Source organism: Halobacillus sp. B23F22_5, assembly GCF_043497085.1.
Taxonomy (GTDB): Bacteria; Bacillota; Bacilli; order Bacillales; family Halobacillaceae; genus Thalassobacillus.
The window spans coordinates 39,572-56,840 of sequence record NZ_JBIEKI010000008.1 but is presented as its reverse complement, the minus strand read 5'-3'; the positions used below and the strand labels follow the sequence as shown (position 1 = coordinate 56,840).

General features: G+C 42.2%; 18 protein-coding genes. 10 read left to right on the top strand and 8 right to left on the bottom strand.

Annotated elements, in window-relative coordinates; genetic code table 11:
- Nucleotides 1-49 precede the first annotated feature (49 nt).
- From ACGTN9_RS12185 to ACGTN9_RS12175, 3 genes are read left to right on the top strand one after another with little or no spacing between them, the layout of a single operon-like run.
- On the top strand, nt 50-1,132 hold the full coding sequence (locus tag ACGTN9_RS12185) for an endospore germination permease (RefSeq protein ID WP_499593140.1): 1,083 nt from the start codon (nt 50-52) through the stop codon (nt 1,130-1,132).
- Nucleotides 1,129-2,598 (top strand): spore germination protein, encoded by a 1,470-nt coding sequence (locus tag ACGTN9_RS12180; RefSeq protein ID WP_499593138.1) that lies wholly within the window; start codon nt 1,129-1,131, stop codon nt 2,596-2,598. Before ACGTN9_RS12185 ends, ACGTN9_RS12180 begins: the two co-directional genes overlap by 4 nt.
- 1 nt (nt 2,599) lies before the next feature.
- Nucleotides 2,600-3,751: a Ger(x)C family spore germination protein gene (locus ACGTN9_RS12175; RefSeq protein WP_499593297.1), complete on the top strand. Its 1,152-nt coding sequence runs from the start codon at nt 2,600-2,602 to the stop codon at nt 3,749-3,751.
- A gap of 40 nt (nt 3,752-3,791) precedes the next feature.
- Here ACGTN9_RS12175 and ACGTN9_RS12170 read toward each other — a convergent pair whose 3' ends face one another.
- The 3 genes from ACGTN9_RS12170 to ACGTN9_RS12160 all read right to left on the bottom strand — a co-directional run bounded on the left by ACGTN9_RS12170 (nt 3,792) and on the right by ACGTN9_RS12160 (nt 6,015).
- Nucleotides 3,792-4,316 carry a type 1 glutamine amidotransferase domain-containing protein gene (locus tag ACGTN9_RS12170; RefSeq protein WP_499593136.1) on the bottom strand — a complete coding sequence of 175 codons (525 nt, stop codon included), beginning with the start codon at nt 4,314-4,316 and terminating at the stop codon, nt 3,792-3,794.
- 109 nt (nt 4,317-4,425) lie between these two features.
- Nucleotides 4,426-4,911: a hypothetical protein gene (locus tag ACGTN9_RS12165; protein WP_499593134.1), complete on the bottom strand. Its 486-nt coding sequence runs from the start codon at nt 4,909-4,911 to the stop codon at nt 4,426-4,428.
- Nucleotides 4,912-5,007: 96 nt separating this feature from the next.
- Nucleotides 5,008-6,015, bottom strand: coding sequence for a YeiH family protein (locus tag ACGTN9_RS12160; RefSeq protein ID WP_499593133.1), 1,008 nt, complete (start codon nt 6,013-6,015; stop codon nt 5,008-5,010).
- A gap of 114 nt (nt 6,016-6,129) precedes the next feature.
- On the opposite strand from ACGTN9_RS12160, the gene ACGTN9_RS12155 reads away from it, so the two are divergent.
- Nucleotides 6,130-7,020 (top strand): LysR substrate-binding domain-containing protein, encoded by an 891-nt coding sequence (locus tag ACGTN9_RS12155; RefSeq protein ID WP_499593131.1) that lies wholly within the window; start codon nt 6,130-6,132, stop codon nt 7,018-7,020.
- A 168-nt stretch (nt 7,021-7,188) separates the two neighbouring features.
- Nucleotides 7,189-8,100 (top strand): DUF1002 domain-containing protein, encoded by a 912-nt coding sequence (locus ACGTN9_RS12150; protein ID WP_499593129.1) that lies wholly within the window; start codon nt 7,189-7,191, stop codon nt 8,098-8,100.
- Nucleotides 8,101-8,436: 336 nt separating this feature from the next.
- Here the strand turns inward: ACGTN9_RS12150 and ACGTN9_RS12145 are convergent, their stop codons facing one another.
- Nucleotides 8,437-9,000 carry a DUF420 domain-containing protein gene (locus ACGTN9_RS12145; RefSeq protein WP_499593127.1) on the bottom strand — a complete coding sequence of 188 codons (564 nt, stop codon included), beginning with the start codon at nt 8,998-9,000 and terminating at the stop codon, nt 8,437-8,439.
- Between the two features lie 127 nt (nt 9,001-9,127).
- Between ACGTN9_RS12145 and ACGTN9_RS12140 the strand changes: the two genes are divergently transcribed.
- Nucleotides 9,128-9,928 carry an SDR family NAD(P)-dependent oxidoreductase gene (locus tag ACGTN9_RS12140; protein WP_499593125.1) on the top strand — a complete coding sequence of 267 codons (801 nt, stop codon included), beginning with the start codon at nt 9,128-9,130 and terminating at the stop codon, nt 9,926-9,928.
- Nucleotides 9,929-10,104: 176 nt separating this feature from the next.
- Here the strand turns inward: ACGTN9_RS12140 and ACGTN9_RS12135 are convergent, their stop codons facing one another.
- The 4 genes from ACGTN9_RS12135 to ACGTN9_RS12120 are packed head-to-tail and all read right to left on the bottom strand — an operon-like array spanning nt 10,105 to nt 13,044.
- Nucleotides 10,105-10,692: a hypothetical protein gene (locus ACGTN9_RS12135; RefSeq protein ID WP_499593123.1), complete on the bottom strand. Its 588-nt coding sequence runs from the start codon at nt 10,690-10,692 to the stop codon at nt 10,105-10,107.
- The gene (locus tag ACGTN9_RS12130; RefSeq protein ID WP_499593121.1) at nt 10,689-11,636 is read right to left on the bottom strand and encodes a hypothetical protein; all 948 of its coding nucleotides are present in this window, start codon (nt 11,634-11,636) and stop codon (nt 10,689-10,691) included. The genes ACGTN9_RS12135 and ACGTN9_RS12130 overlap by 4 nt, the downstream gene beginning before the upstream one ends.
- Before the next feature lie 13 nt (nt 11,637-11,649).
- Complete coding sequence (locus tag ACGTN9_RS12125) at nt 11,650-12,405, bottom strand: amidohydrolase family protein (RefSeq protein ID WP_499593295.1); 756 nt, start codon at nt 12,403-12,405, stop codon at nt 11,650-11,652.
- A gap of 51 nt (nt 12,406-12,456) precedes the next feature.
- Nucleotides 12,457-13,044, bottom strand: coding sequence for a YitT family protein (locus tag ACGTN9_RS12120; protein WP_499593119.1), 588 nt, complete (start codon nt 13,042-13,044; stop codon nt 12,457-12,459).
- A 744-nt stretch (nt 13,045-13,788) separates the two neighbouring features.
- Here ACGTN9_RS12120 and ACGTN9_RS12115 point away from each other — a divergent pair.
- From ACGTN9_RS12115 to ACGTN9_RS12100, 4 genes are all read left to right on the top strand, one after another.
- Nucleotides 13,789-14,421, top strand: coding sequence for a DUF421 domain-containing protein (locus ACGTN9_RS12115; protein WP_499593117.1), 633 nt, complete (start codon nt 13,789-13,791; stop codon nt 14,419-14,421).
- A 66-nt stretch (nt 14,422-14,487) separates the two neighbouring features.
- Entirely contained in the window at nt 14,488-15,300 is an 813-nt protein-coding gene (locus ACGTN9_RS12110) for a DUF2935 domain-containing protein (RefSeq protein WP_499593116.1), read from the top strand.
- A 64-nt stretch (nt 15,301-15,364) separates the two neighbouring features.
- On the top strand, nt 15,365-16,162 hold the full coding sequence (locus ACGTN9_RS12105) for an alpha/beta fold hydrolase (RefSeq protein ID WP_499593115.1): 798 nt from the start codon (nt 15,365-15,367) through the stop codon (nt 16,160-16,162).
- A 187-nt stretch (nt 16,163-16,349) separates the two neighbouring features.
- Nucleotides 16,350-17,261 carry an MBL fold metallo-hydrolase gene (locus ACGTN9_RS12100; protein ID WP_499593114.1) on the top strand — a complete coding sequence of 304 codons (912 nt, stop codon included), beginning with the start codon at nt 16,350-16,352 and terminating at the stop codon, nt 17,259-17,261.
- The last annotated feature ends 8 nt before the right edge of the window (nt 17,262-17,269 follow it).

Genomic DNA, 17,269 nt, shown 5'->3' with positions numbered 1-17,269 from the left:
AAACTTCTTCCACAAAGACTATGAAAAAAGAAAAGGGATTTCTACTATGATGAAGGACGAGCCAATTTCTTATTTGCAATTATTATTTTTAATAATGATGTCATCCGGCTTCTATAATCATGTGATTATTGGACCGCCCATTTTAGATGCAGCTAAACGTGATGCCTGGATAGCTTCATTAATGACGACTTTTTCTTTTACAGTAATCCTCATTATCATTTATATCATTCATCGGATTACGAAAGATCAATCCGTCCTTCAATACTTGCAAGATAATATTGGGAAAGTGGGAAAGATGGTGTTCACTGTCCCGATCTTGGTCTATGTGATTCTTAGTGGCTACATCACATATTTTGATACCGTCACTTGGACAAACATCTCCTATTTGCCTAAAACTCCAAAAATTTATTTGGGCATTCTTACAATTTTAGTGATAATAGTGATTTTGAGAGGTGGTATGCAGACGTTAGCGATCACTGCTGGTGTATTGCTTCCATTAGTAGTGGTTCTTGGCTTCTTTGTAACGATTGCCAATATGAACAACAAAGAATACAATTTGCTATTTCCTGTTCTTGCAGAAGGGTGGGAGCCTGTATGGCATGGGTTCCTGTTAGGCAGTGGCGGGGCACTCGATCTAGGCTTCATTTTATTGATTCAACACCAAGTGAAGAAAAAAATGTCTTTTTGGAAATATATCGTCATTGGCGCTGTGCTTGTTAATTTATTGGTAACGCCCGTTATGGGTTCGATAGCGATGTTCGGTCCAGAGCATGCGTCCGAGTTGAGATATCCAGCTTATGAGCAATGGCGAATGGTCACCGTGGGGGCCTATATCAGTCATGTAGATTATTTTACGATATATCAATGGTTGTCCGGAGCAATTATTCGTATCGCATTGGTTGCTCATCTGATTCCTTATCTATTTCCGATTAAAACGAAAAAGGCAAAGTGGAGGATACAATTGTTTTTCTTATTTGGGTTATTAGTATCCATCTACTTACCACTGTCCGATATGCAGTTTTTAAATCTTCTTAAAGACTTTGTATTGCCGTGGATTGTATATGCCATGGGCTCATACTTGTTTATTCTCTTAGGTGTTATCGTTATGATCCATAGGAGGAAAGCGACATGAAAAGAAAGCGGAATAAGAAAAAAACAATCACTACTAAAGATACTTTCACTTTCGATGAACGCTCCCTAAGAGAATTATTTGAGGGATGTGAAGATGTAATTATCCGGAAAATGTCAATAGAAATAGGCAACATCCTGATCATATCCTGTGAAGGGTTATACGATCAGAAAGCCTTATTTGACTATGTGCTGAACCCCCTGCAAAAAAACAATGATAAAAGTAAGGGTTTGAAAGAAGTTCTTTCTGCTACTGTGAAAGAACTTGGCCCTTCTGTTACAAAAGAGCATATCGTCGAAGCTGTTTTTATAGGAAAGGTCGTATTATTGCACATGGAAAGTTCCGCGCTTTGGGAAGTAGAAGCGGTCGACCACCCGAAAAGAAGTGTAGAGGAGCCGAATACTGAAGTATCAATACGGGGTTCTAAAGAAGGTTTTGTAGAAGAGATTAAGATGAATACAGCTTTGGTCCGTAAGCGAATGCGAAGTTCTTCGCTGAAAGTGGCCACCTATGTTATAGGGGAGCGGACAAAGACTACTGTGCAACTCTTATATATGGAGGATATAACCAATAAAAAAGTAATAAAAGAGGTACAATCGAGGCTGGAAAAAATAAATATTGATGGGTTAGAAAGTAGTCTGCAAATCGAGGAGTTAATCGGAGATACTAAAAAGCCGCTATTCCCTCTTTTCGCATATACCGGAAGGCCTGATTATGTAATTGAAAGTTTGTTGCATGGGAGGTTCGCTATCCTGATGGATGGCACGCCTACTGCATTAATAGCTCCGGTCAATTTGTTTTTTATATTAAAAACGGCTGAAGATCACAATGTGTCTTCCATTTTTGTATTTTTTGAGCGAATGATGAGGGTTATTGGATTATATATTGCATTGTTCCTGCCTGCTTTTTGGATTGCCTTGATTTCATTCCATCCGGATCAACTGCCATTCACATTGCTTGCGACCGTTACCTTATCACGGGATGGGGTGCCATTTTCGGCAGCGGTGGAGTGTTTTATGATGTTATTTCTATTTGAAATGTTCCGGGAAGCCGGTGTGCGACTCCCCACTGCTATTGGACAAATTTTGTCTGTAGTGGGGGGATTGATTATTGGGCAGGCAGCTATTGCGGCAGGCTTCACAGCACCAGGGATTCTGGTGGTAAATGCCATTGCTTTAGTAGCGACTTTCACATTGATCAATCAATCATTAACAGGACTGGTAGGGATAATACGCCTCATCATTCTCTTTATCACTTCGTTGTTTGGGATGTTTGGTTTCTTTTTGTGTATGTTTGCATTGGTTGGTTATTTAGCAGGGTTACGGTCATTTGGGATTCCCTACTTATCCCCTTTGTCGCCACCACGACCAAAAGAGGTAATTGAATCTTTTTGGCATTCTGCTAATGATGCGAAGCGCCGGCCAAAAATGTTGAAAACCATTGATTTTTCCAGAAAAGGTCGTGAATGACATGTATAAAAGAGCTTTATCTATCATGTTTTCACTACTTATATTATCCGGTTGCTGGGATAGTAAAGCAGTCGATCAAATGGTTTATGTATCTGGATTAGGTGTTGATTACCAAAATGGGGAGTTCCTTATTTATGCCAGAATCCTTCCGTTTCAAAATGTCGGAAAGCAAGAGGGCGGTGGTGCACAAGGCACTAAGGATTTCCCCCTTTGGGGTGCTATGGGGACCGGATCCAGCTTCGATAGTGCCACAGATGATTTATACTATACAACACAGGAACCGATTTCCTGGGCGCATATAGGAGAAGTAGTATTTACAACACGGGCACTGGAAAAGAAAGCGATTATTGATGAAGTAGTCGATGTTTTGAACCGCTATTCGGAAACTAGAAGTGCCCCCTGGTTGTATGTAACAGATGAAGAGCTTCCTACTCTCGCCCAGGGACGGCCTATCTTAGGAACATCTCCATGGTATTCCAGGGTAAATGATCCTTTCCCTGTATTTGGTCAATTTTCTACCGTTAAACCAAAAGCAATTCGTGATTATTTGATTAATCGGTACGAACCGGGAAAAGTTGTTATTATTCCCATGATTCAGTTAAACACCAGCAAATGGTCAAAAGATAACCAGCCACACCCTATTCATGAATTTGGGGGCGCTGCTTTTGTTGATCACGGTGAATTTAGAGGCAGTATGAATGCAGATGAAGCAAAAGGTCTTCGGTGGATAGAGCCGGGATCAGAACGCATCCCGCTTTATTTATATAAGGGTGAAAAAGATTATGCCTCGCTAGTTTTTACGGAGCCTAAGGTGGAAATAAAACCACAAGTAGAGGGGGAGGGAGTAAAAGCTTCTCTCACAGTTGAAGTAGCAGGGGAAATCATTGAGAACCCTTTTCATGAAGAGGACGATGTATTGAAGAAAGTGGCAGCAAAGGAAATTGAAGAACAAATTATATCAACATACAAAAAAGGATTAGAATTCCAGGTAGACGTCTATCAAATCGGTTATCACTTTTACCAGGAAAATCCGCAATCCTTCAAGAAAATAATTGGAATGAAAAAAAGCAATTGGTTAAAAGACAGTACGTTAAATGACGTGCAGGTGAAAGTCGAGATTGTTTCTTCAGGTAGAATAAGAGCTGATAAATAACAGAAGGAAGCTGGATTAACAGCTTCCTTCTCCGGCCTTTCTAATCCTTGGCAAGGTGGTCAGCGAATGCTTTCGCATATGGAGGCAAATCTGGTGGACGGCGGGCTGAAATGATATGACCGTCTTCGACTACTGCTTCATCGGACCAATTCGCACCGGCATTTATCATATCGTCTTTTATACCAGGTGTACTGGTGACATTACGTCCTTCCAGTATTCCAGCAGAAATCAATACCCAGCCGGCGTGACAGATTTGCCCGATTGTTTTTTTCTTTTCGTCCATATGGCGGACAAAATGCAGGACTTCCTCATATCTCCGGAGCTTATCCGGTGACCAGCCGCCAGGGACGAGAATGCCGTCATAGTTCTCCGGAGAAATCTCATTGAAAGCGTAGTCTGAATCTACAGGAACCCCGTATTTTCCGGTATATTTCTTGTCTGCTTCTTTTCCAACAATATGAACAGTAGCTCCTTCTTCTCTCAAGCGAAGAACCGGGTACCAGAGTTCCAGGTCCTCAAAATCATCACTGACCAGTGCAATCACTTTTTTATTTTCTAAACGCATCTAGGTACCTCCTTTTCTTTTGGAAAGCTATCCACAGTTTAACAGACAGCCGGAATGTTTCTCGAAGGAAAAAAGCTGTTTCCCTGGTTCAGAGAAACAGCTTTAACTATTAAGAAGTTTCTAGTTTATTCTTGAATTCTTCCAATTTATTTTTCGTCTCTTTTGCAAGTTCCTTTATTTTGTCTGTGTCCGGCTTGTCAGCCTGTGCTTCGTCGATTAACGGGTATAGACTTTCTTCAATATTTTTGTAATCCCCTTCATAATTTTCCTCTACCTGCTTTTCGATTCGGTCCCAATCCTCTTCTAACGTCTTGCCTGCCTGGTTTATTTTAGCCGTGTCATTTGAAGATTCCTTAACCGTCGTAGTCAAGTCTTCAACGGTAGCTAGTACGACATCGACTCCGGATGGTAAGTCTGTAGAGACTTCACCACTTGAGCTTGAAGATTCCTTGGATTCCTGTTCTGTTTCTTCTTCAGCCGCACCTGAATCGTTTGTATCTTCTGGTTCAATCGTGTCATCGTTGCCTGATGTGCCGCAGCCTGCCAATACAATTCCGGCAGCCAACATAAAACTTAGTGGTCTGAATAGTTTCATGAGTAGACTCCTCCTTTGTTTGTTAGCAAGTATTCCCAACAAGAAAGAGTTACAAACAGTGTCTTTTTACTTAATATTATTAGATACCTTTTTATGTCATAAGATCAAAAGTGTGATGCCGGAAAGAAGCAAAGAAGTTATTGTCATGGCAAGCATCGGCTTTAATGCTTTTGAACGAAGGGCTGCTAAGCTGACATTAAGTCCTAATCCGACCATCGCCATGGTCAAAATAAACGTGGTAGCTGTGGAAATGAAAGAAACCAAAGCATCATTGAAGGGAATATAAGTTCCTAATACATAACTTCCTAACAGGCTGGTGGCAATAAAGCCGAGAAGGAACCATGGAAAGGCTACTTTTTCAGTGGTTTCGGGATTACCTTTTTTTCGCATGATGTAGATGAACAGGAAGCTGAGTGGTACCAGCAAGAGAACGCGACCTAATTTTCCAATAAGAGCCATCGCCAGGCCATCTTCCCCGGCAGGAGCTGCTGCAAGTGCAACATGGGCAACTTCATGCAAACTGATGCCTGCCCAGGATCCATAAGTAGCCGCATCGATTGGAAGTTTCGGCCGGATCAACGTATAACCGATCGCAAAAACGGTACCAATCAGAGAAATGATGCCAGCGCTGATTGCTGTATCATCGGCTTTCGCTTTCAATATCGGTGACACAGCGGCAATTGCGGAAGCGCCGCAGACTCCTGTCCCTACACCAAGGAGTAATGACAAGGAGTAATCCGCACGAAACAGCTTTGCAAATAACAAGGTCACTCCGATGGCAAATATAATTACTGCTACATCTCTAAGCAGGAGTGGTAAGCCGTCATGAAAAATGACATTCATATTCAACTTCAATCCAAACAGTATAATAGCTAGTCGTAACAATTTTTTAGCGGAGTATTGGATACCGGATCGGAGCTTTTCCGGATAGCCGAATAGCTGACGGTAAATGACAGCAAGGATGATGGCAGTTGCTAAAGGACCGATCATAGCAAGCCCTGGTATCCATGCGAGTAAAAAACCTAACCCAGCCATCAGTGCTGTAAACAGAATACCGGCGACCCATGATAAATGACCTTTAACTCTGTGATTATTTTTGAGCATAGCGCACGCTCCTAAAAAGTTTTGCGTTTAAAATCACTATACGTCAGCATTAATTATTAGTAAAATATAATTTAATAATAGTAATCATTAATAATACTAATGGTAGGTGAAATTATGGATTTAGAGGCACTGCGGACGTTGATAGTTGTAGTTGAAGGGAAAAGTTTTACGAAAGCGGCCAAAGCCCTTTCCATCTCCCAGCCCAGCGTCAGCCTGCATATTAAAAATCTTGAGGAACTGTTTCAAACCAAATTAATTGACCGTTCTCCAAAACATTTTCATGTCACACCGACTGGAGAGATTGTTTACCAGCGGGCCAAACAAATAGCGAGTATCGTTGAAAAGACACATGAAGAAATATTCTCCTACCATAATCAGTTGACTGGATCGCTAACGATCGGTGCGAGTTATACAGTTGGTGAATATATACTGCCATCTTTATTAAAGGACTTCGATCACAACTATCCGGATATCGATTTACAGATATATATCGAAAATACAGAAAAAATCAATCGTTCTGTGCTGTTACATGAATTCGATGTTGGCCTCGTTGAAGGTCAGGTCAGATCGAAAGAACTACGTTCGTTCCCATTTTTAGAAGATGAAATGGTATTAATCGTACCTCCGGGCCATCCAATCCGTGAAATAAATAACCTTAAATTAAGTGACCTGCAAGGACTTACATGGGTAGGAAGGGAGGAAGGATCCGGGACGAGAGATATTATGGATGCCGTATTTCGCGCTTACAGTATTAATGCAAAAAAATTGATTACCATTGGCAGTAACCATGGTGTCGTACAGGCGGTGCAGCATGGATTGGGGTTATCCTTCATTTCCCGATCCATCGTAGAAAATAAATTCGGTGAAGATCTTATGGTCCGTCTCCCGATCATTCAGTCACCGAATCGCTTTTTTTCTTGTGTGCTGCCTGCTGAAGGAGAGTTATCCAAAAATGTGGAAGTATTTATAGAGGCGATCACAGATAAATATAATATGGAGAACTGAGCTCTAATTCAAAAACAAGAAACCTTTTTATCCTTCATTCGTATATAAGCACAGCGGTAAAAAGGTAGGTAAGCCTCAAGACCGATTTACTCTTTGATATAATTAGTACATGATAGGGGTGTGCAAGAGGATTTGCACGAATAATCCTGAAAACAAGGAGAAGAAGTTATGCTAAAACGTATAAGTTTGATTATGATGGCACTGGTTATCTGGGCAGGAGCAGGGTTGACGCCGTTTGTGTCTGCTTCTACAGATGGCAGCAGTGATCAGGGAATCAACGAGAAGCTTGGAGTACCGATTGTAGTTTATGGTGATACATTGACAGATGCTCAGGAAGAAGAAGTTCGAAACCTGTTAGAGGTGGAAAATCGTGAAAATGTAGATGAGTTTTATGTAGATGGACAGGATATAGCCAATTATATTAATGGTAACCCGAATTCGCGTATGTTTTCTTCTGTGAAAATAACGCCCCAGGAACAAGGGGAAGGCCTTAAAGTCAATATTGTGACACCCGATAATATAACAGCGGTGACTAAAGAAATGTATGCCAATGCTTTGTTGACCGCGGGTGTAGAAGATGCGATTGTCGATGTGGCATCTCCTGTAAAAGTAACGGGACATTCTGCTTTGACCGGTATTTACAAAGCCTATGATTCTAAAGGCGTTAAGCTGGATGAAGACCGGATGGAAGTCGCCAGTGAAGAGTTGGATGTCGCCACAGAACTTGCCGAAAAGTCGGGCGTGGATAAAGAAAAAGTCAGTGAACTGCTGACTGAAATCAAAAAAGAAATGGCAGCTCAAAACCCTGCAACGAAGGAAGAAATCGAGCAGATTATCAATGAAAAGCTGCAATCCTTGAATATTGAGCTCAGTGAGGAAGATCGACAGTTATTGATCAACCTTTTTGAAAAGATGCGAGCATTGAATATCAACTTTGACCAAGTGCAAAAGCAGCTTGAGGATATCACCTCAAGTGTGAAGGATCTGCTGGGCGATAAAGGCTTCTGGCAGAAAGTTTCAACTTTCCTGCAGCGTATTGTTCAGGCCCTGTCTGACTTCTTCACCAGCATATTTGGATGATTATCATCGAGTGTAGGCCAGTGTTGGCTTACACTCAATTTTTGTATGTAAAAAAGCTTAGGGAAGGGCCCTAAGCTTTCGCTACATCCAGTTCCAGCGCCTACCCCCTCGAGGTTTGTTTTAAGCTTGTCGGAGGCCTGCAGGACAAGGAAAGCTTCTTAGAACTACATCGCACGAAGAAAAAGCGGTTTTCTTTTTCGAGGATGCAGGTCAGTTCGACGTCGGCACACTAGAACTACTTCTTAGAATGTACTTCGCAGAAAAAGACAAAGTCTTTTTTGAGGACGTGCCGTTTTTAGTCGAACGTCATTACTAGCAAGGCGCTTGCGCTTTTGTTCAATAATAAGGTGAAATCATCAGGTAAACAATAACTCCTGTGAGACTTACATATAACCAGAGGGGCATCGTCCATCTGGCGATTTTACGATGCTTGTCTACTTTCATAGCAAGTCCACGGAAAAGAGTGAGTAAAGCTAATGGAACAATCACCGCTGCTAAAATAATATGAGTAATCAATATAAAGTAATAGATTGTCTGCAATATTCCTTCTCCCCCGTAGGAAGTGGAGGAAGCCATCGAGTGATAGGTCAGATAAGATACAAGGAACAATGCGGTGGATGTGAATGCTGCGAATATGAACCGTTTATGCCAGGTAACATTTTTTCGTAAAATCATAAATAATGCTGCCAGCAGAAATACAAATGTGAAGGAATTCAAAATCGCATTGAGAAGCGGCAGTAAGGTAATGTCAAAGCTGGTACCACTGTCTATTTTTGGTACAAACAACAGGGCTACGACTATCAAGTTGATTGCGATTGATAAGCCTACCACCCATGGCACATAGTTGAATTCTTTATTGATATTCAATGTCGATTCCCCATCTCTAAAAATATAATTCATCCCTTAGTATATCGAAGTGTAATAGGAGAAGCACCTTTAAAATCTTACTATTTTATGAATTATCATCGTGTTAATAGTGTTATAGGAAAGGGTAAGCAAGTACATAGATATGATTGGAGGGGTTTATATGTTTATTTTTAAAGAAGATGCATTACAGGGGAGACATATTTTAGTTACTGGAGCGACCGGCGGAATCGGTTTTGAAACAGCAAAGGCGGCAGTACAGGCTGGTGCTGCCGTTACGATTACCGGCCGCAATGAAGAAAAATTGGAAGAGTTGAAGCAAGCCTGTGAGGAAATTACCACTGATGCGAAAGTTTTTATACAAAAAGCCGATCTGACTAAGGACGAAGATCGAAGACATTTAGTTGAGGAAGCTAATGAGGTAAATGGAAGGATTGATGGATTAGTCAACTCTGCCGGAATCGGTGGGGGAGGGCCAGTCAAAGATTTACCGGAAGAAGAGATGAGGAAAATTATGGAGCTCAATTACACCTCAACCGTGCTTTTGACACAATTAGTATATGAAACGATGCGAAAAGCAGAAGCGGGGGCTATCGTAAACTTATCTTCTTTATCTGGCCTGAGAGGAACAAAAGGAAATTCCGCTTACAGCGCATCGAAGTTTGCGGTAACAGGTTTTACACAAGCATTTGCGCATGAGGCGATTGAGGAGAATGTCCGTGTCAATGCGGTTTGCCCGGGTTTTGTTGATACCTCAATGGGGCTCAACGCCATCAAGAAAAAAGGAGAGCGTGAAGGCCGAGGTTTTGAAGAACAAATGAAGGTGGTAGAAGAGGGGATACCTTCAGGCCGGATTACGAAAGCGGAAGAAGTTGCTAATACGATTGTCTTTTTACTGAGCGATGCAGCTGAAAACATTGTCGGCGAGTCCGTGAAAATTTCCGGTGGAAGTGTCATGCGCTAATTCACTCGTGCACTAATCAAGGTTTTCACACCAGGTACAGAAGTATCGTACTGTTCGACAAATTTTCGAGCTATTTTCGGCTTTTTCGATCGTAACATCAAAATATCGAGCCTACTTAAAAAGAGCCTGGAGCAATCCAGGCTCTTTTATAGGATTTGGTCAAACGTTTGTTCAGTTTACCCATGCGACTCAGTAAGTTCATCTGGAAGGTCAGTAGGAAAATGGTTTCGGAATGAAAAGAGTACAACCAGTAAAGCAATCTCAGCAATTAGATGCAGAATAACGGTAATCATGATAAAAATCGGTGTCCATTCACCGTACGAATTAATCATGAATGTCTGAGCTACTGCCCCAACGAGTGCAATCGGAAGGTAAAGGTTCAACACTTTTTTAGCGCGTCGCTCACCGTCCAGCCACCCATATTTTCTTGCGGATTCGGTCATTCCTGTAAGCAAGTAATAGACAAGCATGATTTTGATTAAGCCAAGCAGCAGTGTATACCCTGTATATACGATCAGGTAATCCATGCCATATGGATCATTGGTGTTTTGGATGAAGACTGTAGGAATTGTTAGTATTGCAAGACCATACGCTAATTTGTGCAGCTTTTCATATCCCCCTGTGTGTTCCTGAAGGGTGATGATCCCTGAAGCAATTAACAAGTAGCCAACAGGATCAGCTAAGATATCAAACGCGAGGATATGTATTTCGAGAAAAACTAATAAAAACCCAACAAAGATACGTCCGAAAGATTGCTCGGTCATTGGCTGTCCTCCTTATGGCGTTTGATAAGTTCGTCTATATCTTCCTGTTCCAAATTGGGTTCATACTGAGCGATACTGGTAGGCATCGTGGATTCCCCATCTTCTGTCTCTGCGATAGCTCTGATAGGAAAGCGATAGCGGTGAAAACGATTTGGATCTTCTCTTCCAAAATCAAAACGGCTGGAGATTTGCAGCCAATCTCCTTTGTCAAAGTCTACAGGCAGAGGGTAATCTGTGATGCTGGTTCCCTCAAGCACGCGTTCTCCCGATCCCGAGGCAGGAGGTTCCTTAGCTGTCATGTCAGTATAAAGAGAGGCAAGTAGATTTTGATCATCGGCAATATTCACTTGAAAAGCTTCGTGTAGCTGATCCTCAAAAGGATAGTAGAGCTTCTGTAATGTGAAAGTACGCTCTGTTTTCATCAGCAGGCCATCTTCATTTTGATTGGAACTGCTGCTTGCCATATGGCTAAAGGTATCATCATGATTTATTTTTACAAAATTGATGTTACCAAGATCCACTTGTTGGCTTGTTCCGTCAGAAAAAAATACAGTCGCTTGCTGGAATTCAAACTTCCCGTTTTTATCCAGCATTTCTTTTAATTGATTGTGCTCAATATTAAAAGAGAAGGCTTTAAGTGTATGGTGTCTGAATTGCTGCAAAACGGACTGGCCAGGATTTCCATCGTCCACAAACGTTCCTGAATAGTTATGCTGGGCGGGAGAGGTAATCAGGCCGGGCAGCTCAACACTAGTGATCTCAACAGGCTTGTGACGGTTGGTTATGTATTGGACTTGAAGAGGTGTGTTTTCGCCTTGTTCAATTTCCTGGTATTGTTTCAGTATAATCGGTGTCTCCAGCTGGTTTATGGAAAAGTAAATACTGTTACCCAGCCAGCTAAGAAGGGCCAGAGCCATCCCCAGCCATAAGATTTTTTTCTTCATATGATTCTTCCTTTCATTTCAACTCCTTTTTTAAATACCAATCTGCTGCATTGGAATATAATACTTTCTCGGCAAGTTCTTCTCCCAAGGTCTCCTGGATGAGTTCAATATCCGTATCACAAAAAGGACGGGGGGCACGGGTGGAAGGGAGGTCGGTGCCGAACATCAATGCATCAGGATTCACGTGGACTATTGCTTGTAAGGCTTGTGCTACATCGATATTGACCCTGCCGAACCCGGTCGCTTTAACTTTCACGCCATGCGAAACGAGGTTCAGTAACGTATCAAAACCAGATTCCGTCAGGCCAAGGTGATCGATGGAAACAGCGGGGAGCGTTTTAAGCGTATGCTCGATTTCTGGCAGGTTTTTTGATTCGATATATAATTCCACATGCCAGCCCGCGAGGTCATAAATCCGGTGAGCAAATGATTCTAAATGTGCGAGCACCCCAGGTCCTCCGCGTTTAACATTAAAGCGGACCGCTTTTATTCCGTCTTCATCCAACGATAGTATTTCCTCGTCCGTTGTATCTACTGGAAGCTGGGTTACTCCAACGAATCTATTGCCCAAAAGTTGAAGGGCATTTTTTAAATACTGTTGGTCAAACCCCTGAAAAGAACCTGACACAACAGCACCTCCGGCTAAGTCCCATTGTGTCGTCCGCTTCTGATAGTCTTCACAGGTGAAAGGCTTTGGCAGATAACCCTGATTTTCAATCAATGGAAAACGAGGGTCGATGATATGTACGTGCGCATCAAAGATTCGAATGAGGTCCACCTCTCTCTGGGGAAAAATTATCCATTTTTAATTCTACCATATTCAACTTTTGAGAGTAGGACGGGAAGTGAAAAGCATGGTTGTCATGGCTACCACCAGTATAGTGATAGCGGAAAGCAGCAGGGTCTGCGAAGAAAAAAGCCATCCTCCTAACAAAATGACTCCAAGGTCGATGGTGAAAATGGCAAAACCGACATTGATTTTTAAAACATCAGCGACCATCTGTGCCAGCAAGTCTGTTCCTCCCGTGCTTGTCTGGTAACGAAGCATCAGCCCGATACCACCACCTACGAAAGCCCCGCCAATCATCGAACTAAGGGCAGGGTCGAGAGCTAAATGGAAATTTCTCAGCCAATAAAATAGATCGATGAAAAAAGAGGATATCAATAAACCATGCAGGCTGTTATAAAAATAATTTCGATACTTGAACCAGGCGATCAAAAAGATCGGAATGCTGACAAATAGAATGGTCAAGCCCGTTTCCAATCCCCACAAATAATGAAAAATCAATCCGATACCAATGACGCCCCCATCAAGTACATGATCTGGTACTAAGAAAAAGTTGATCCCGAATGCCAGGCATGCACTGCCAATGATAATGATGATTCCTTTTTCAATCAGTTCCTTCATACGATAACCCCTTCATTTTGGACAGGTTCACTACATTTATATGCAGGATGTTGCTTAATAAGAAAGGGTTCTGCTAAAACATCAAAATAGAAGGCAATATGACTTTACAGTTAAGGCTCCCTTTGCTTGAAGACTCAGTTTCGAGATAGTTGTGGCCGTTACCATGAGAGGAATGGGATGGTCTTGGAAACGACTCGCTTTCCTGCGGGGACCTGGCAAGCTTCCTCAGGCTTCGCCCTGCGGGATCTCGCCTAGCCCCTTCTCCCGCGGGAGTCTCGCCGTTTCCCTTCCCATCCAGCCAGTTTTGTACTACACGGCCCCTTCAAAAAGAGAAAGTATGTAGCTTAAACCTTCATATTGACGCATTTATAAAACGAGCCATAGTTTTCTTTCTAATATTATGGGCGGTTTTCACAAGTGTGATTTCGAGAACTTTCTATTATGGCAAGGGGCGTAAGGAAACGGTGAGACTCCTGTGGGAGCTGAGTGATAGCTGAGGCCCCGCAAGGCGTAGCCTGAGGAGACTCAGCACACGCCCACGGAAAGCGAATCGTTTCCTGGAGCCCCTAAACTCCAATAATATCTCGAAATAAAGTCTTCGACTTTACGGCCCTTTAGTTGAATAAGCAGCTTATGAAAAAGTTCACAACTTTTAACAGAAGCTTTATGAAAAGACAGAATGCCTGGAAGCCAATTTGCACAAACTAACGATTAATGAACTAGCGAGAAATGAGGGATTTATACATGGATTTTGATTTGCTATGGAAAGCAGTTGTCGTGGTAGTCGGTGGAACGCTGCTACTAAGGGTAGCCGGGCGGAAATCGATTTCACAGATGACCCTGGCTCAAGTAGTCATTATGATTGGAATCGGCTCATTGCTCATCCAGCCGATTGTTGGAAAAAATATCTGGACCACACTAATTGTCGGTCTTACCCTGGTTTTGACGTTATTAGTCATGGAGTATGTACAAGTAAAGGCAAATCCATTAGAAAAATTCATTACTGGCAGTTCCAAGGTTGTCATTGAAAATGGAGAGCTCCAGATTGATAGACTGAAAAAACTGCGGCTGACGGTTGATCAATTGGAAATGAAGCTTAGGCAAAATAGTGTCACTGATATCAACGATGTCGCCTATGCCACGATAGAACCGAATGGACAACTGGGTGTAGAGTTGAAGCAGCAAAAACAGCCAGCGACAAAAGGGGATATAGACAGTTTGAAAATGGAAGTGTTGGCATTGAAACAGCAGCTTGGCCAGCTTGGAACAACGGCTGCTTATACTGCCAGTAATCCAGCGCCTGCCATGCAAAAGGATATTTTTACAGAAGTATCGCAACAGGGTCATACCGAAGATCCGCCTCAAGAGTTCCAATAAAAAAGAAAATAAAGCTTCCCCTTTCTGAATAGGTATAAAGAGGACTATCCATCAGGAGGGGTTTTTTTGAGAACTTATCTGGAAGCTGCTCAGTTTGAACATGCTTTTTGGCTGCAGATATTAGGAGACCATGCCCGTTTCATCCGTGACTCGCTTTATCCGTCTGAAACGGAAGACATAGAAAAAACAAAGCAGTTCATTACTATATTTGACGAAATGGGAGCTAAGTCCAAAAATTTGTCCTTTGAGGAAGCTAAAACATTCACTAAAAAGGCAGGAGAACACGCGCGAAACTTCCGAGTGTATAAGCTATCACTCATCCAAAGGTCACTGGAAGGAAAGATTGGCATTCATTTGACACCTACTTTTATTAACCACATGGTTAATGAGCTGGAAGAATACCTGCTTGTGATTGGTTATCTGGGGAAAAGGAAGGAGCCGCCCGTTTTTCATGAGCTCCATCACCATATGTTATGGCTTTTAGATGCTTCCGGCCATGCCGGGGCGATCAATGACACAATGGATGCAACCGAACAGCAAATTAAAAAACAGAGCGATGCCTTTCGTCAAACGTTCAATGATTTGTATTTGAAATCAGTAGAAATGACGGGGTATTTGCGAGCTAATATCGAATCCTTTCCCGCATTGACACGTTTCAATAACGAAACGAAAGTCGAAATGAAATTGTTTCAGACATTTTTGAAGGAACTGGAAGAAATGGAGTTAACGGACGAGGCTTTAAGTTCCTTTACAGCTCTGATGGCAGACCATATGTTTCGGGAAGAATGCTACTACCTATTCAAGGTGGCGCAATCCACTGCTTCAAAGTATCCGGATTGTGATCCAACCAAATCGCGTCTTGAAAAAGAGGATAAATAAAAAGCTACATAACGGATATGCTAATAATCGACGTTTATAATCTTCAAACAAAGTAGGAATGTATATGCCTGAATTCAAATATGACTCCTGTACCATCCATTATGATGATATCGGTAAAGGGATAACACTAGTCTTGATACACCCGCCTGGCATGGGGAGGCAGGTCTTCACCTATCAACACCCCTTGAGCAATCAATACCGATTATTGATTCCAGACTTAAGTGGACATGGAGATTCATCGATTGCATCAGAACCCGTCACGATAAAGCGGTATGCTGAGGAAGTCAAGGCGCTTCTTGACCATACAGGCTCTCAGAAAGCTGTCATCTGTGGCTATTCAGCAGGCGGGGGAGTCGCCCAGGAGTTCGCATTATCTTATCCAGAGCGTACCAGAGCGTTAGTATTATCTGGAGGATATCCAAAAGTAGAAACACCACTATTGAAGCTCGAATACCGTATAGGAATGAAATGGCTTGAAACAAAGCCTGATTCTTTGATTCGGGTCCTTGCCCGATCTCACTTTTTAGATACGAATGTTCAGCAGATGATAACCGGTCATATGGGGAAAGCAGATTTAAAAAGCTGGTATGACTTTTACGATGAGTCCTATCGATATGATTGTTCAGCACGTTTAGGCGACATAGACTGCCCGGTCCTTTTAATGTATGGCGTTCGTGTTTTCTGGATTCATCACCATAGTTACCATTATCGAAAATGCGAAGATGTCCGCTTAACTCATATCGAAAAGGCGACACATCAACTGCCGACAAAGCATTGGCATAGCTTCAATCATTATGTGGACTTCTTCATACAGGAAAACCTGGCAAAACAAACCTATCACCAAGCAAAGATCATTCGATAAAAAACATCCCTCGATGAGGGGTGTTTTTTATTAGATTTAATGCATAAATAAATTCCCAGACTCAAACTGGGGGGACTTTGGTATGGATTTCTGTCGATATTTACTGCTAACTTCTTATCCAATATCAGTAAATTATGTGGTAAACTGAGAGAAGTGATAATATTCGGAAAATTCGGAGGGGTACGAAATGAAAAATGTGAAGGAAGTGAAAAGGGGAATATATCGAATCAGTCTGCCACAGCCGGTTTCTGGAGATGTGTTCGTATATTTGATTAAAAAAAATAAAGTCACACTGATTGATGCCGGTCATCCGTCTTCAGATTCTCAGGCCTGCCTGGCTGCTGCCTTGAAAGAGCTCGGAATAGGATGGGGGGATATTGATCAACTCATTGTAACACACCGGGACATGGACCATATTGGCGCTTTATTGGGTCATTCTGATGACCTTAACTGCAGGGTGTTTGCCGGATATCCATCTAAAAAAGAACCGAAACTTTACGAACAGCTTGAGGGCATTCGTCCTCAGCTGCCAGATCAGTTTACAGAAGAACTGTTGACCAAAGTGACAATGGACGAAATCGACTTTGCTCATGCAGAGCATCTTCCTATCACAGATCTTGTGAAACAGGGAGATATGATTGATATAGGAGACGGCAGGCTGGAAGTACTCGAAACCCCGGGCCATAGTTATGATCATATTTCTCTCTACGAACCGGGTTCGAAGCTGTTATTTGGAGGAGACGTGCTGATTGAAAGTGGCCCTCCGACGAAAATCATAGATTTGCAGCAATACTTACTTACGCTGGATGCATTAAAACAAAAAGATGTAGCTGAAGTTTTTCCAAGCCATGGGCCAGTCATGTACCACCATCATGATGCGATCGAGCAATCGATTACCACCATTATTGACATCGACCAGAAAATCATTACTTGCCTGAAGGATGGCTCTAAGTCATGCTACGATCTGGCTCTCCAGTTCAATAATGGAAAAGTGGATGAGCACTTGTTGTTTTATATACAATTGATTTCCAACCATCTCAATCGATTAAAGGATAAGGATATCATCATTGAAACAGACAAGGGCGTCTCCCTGCAATAATTTCCATA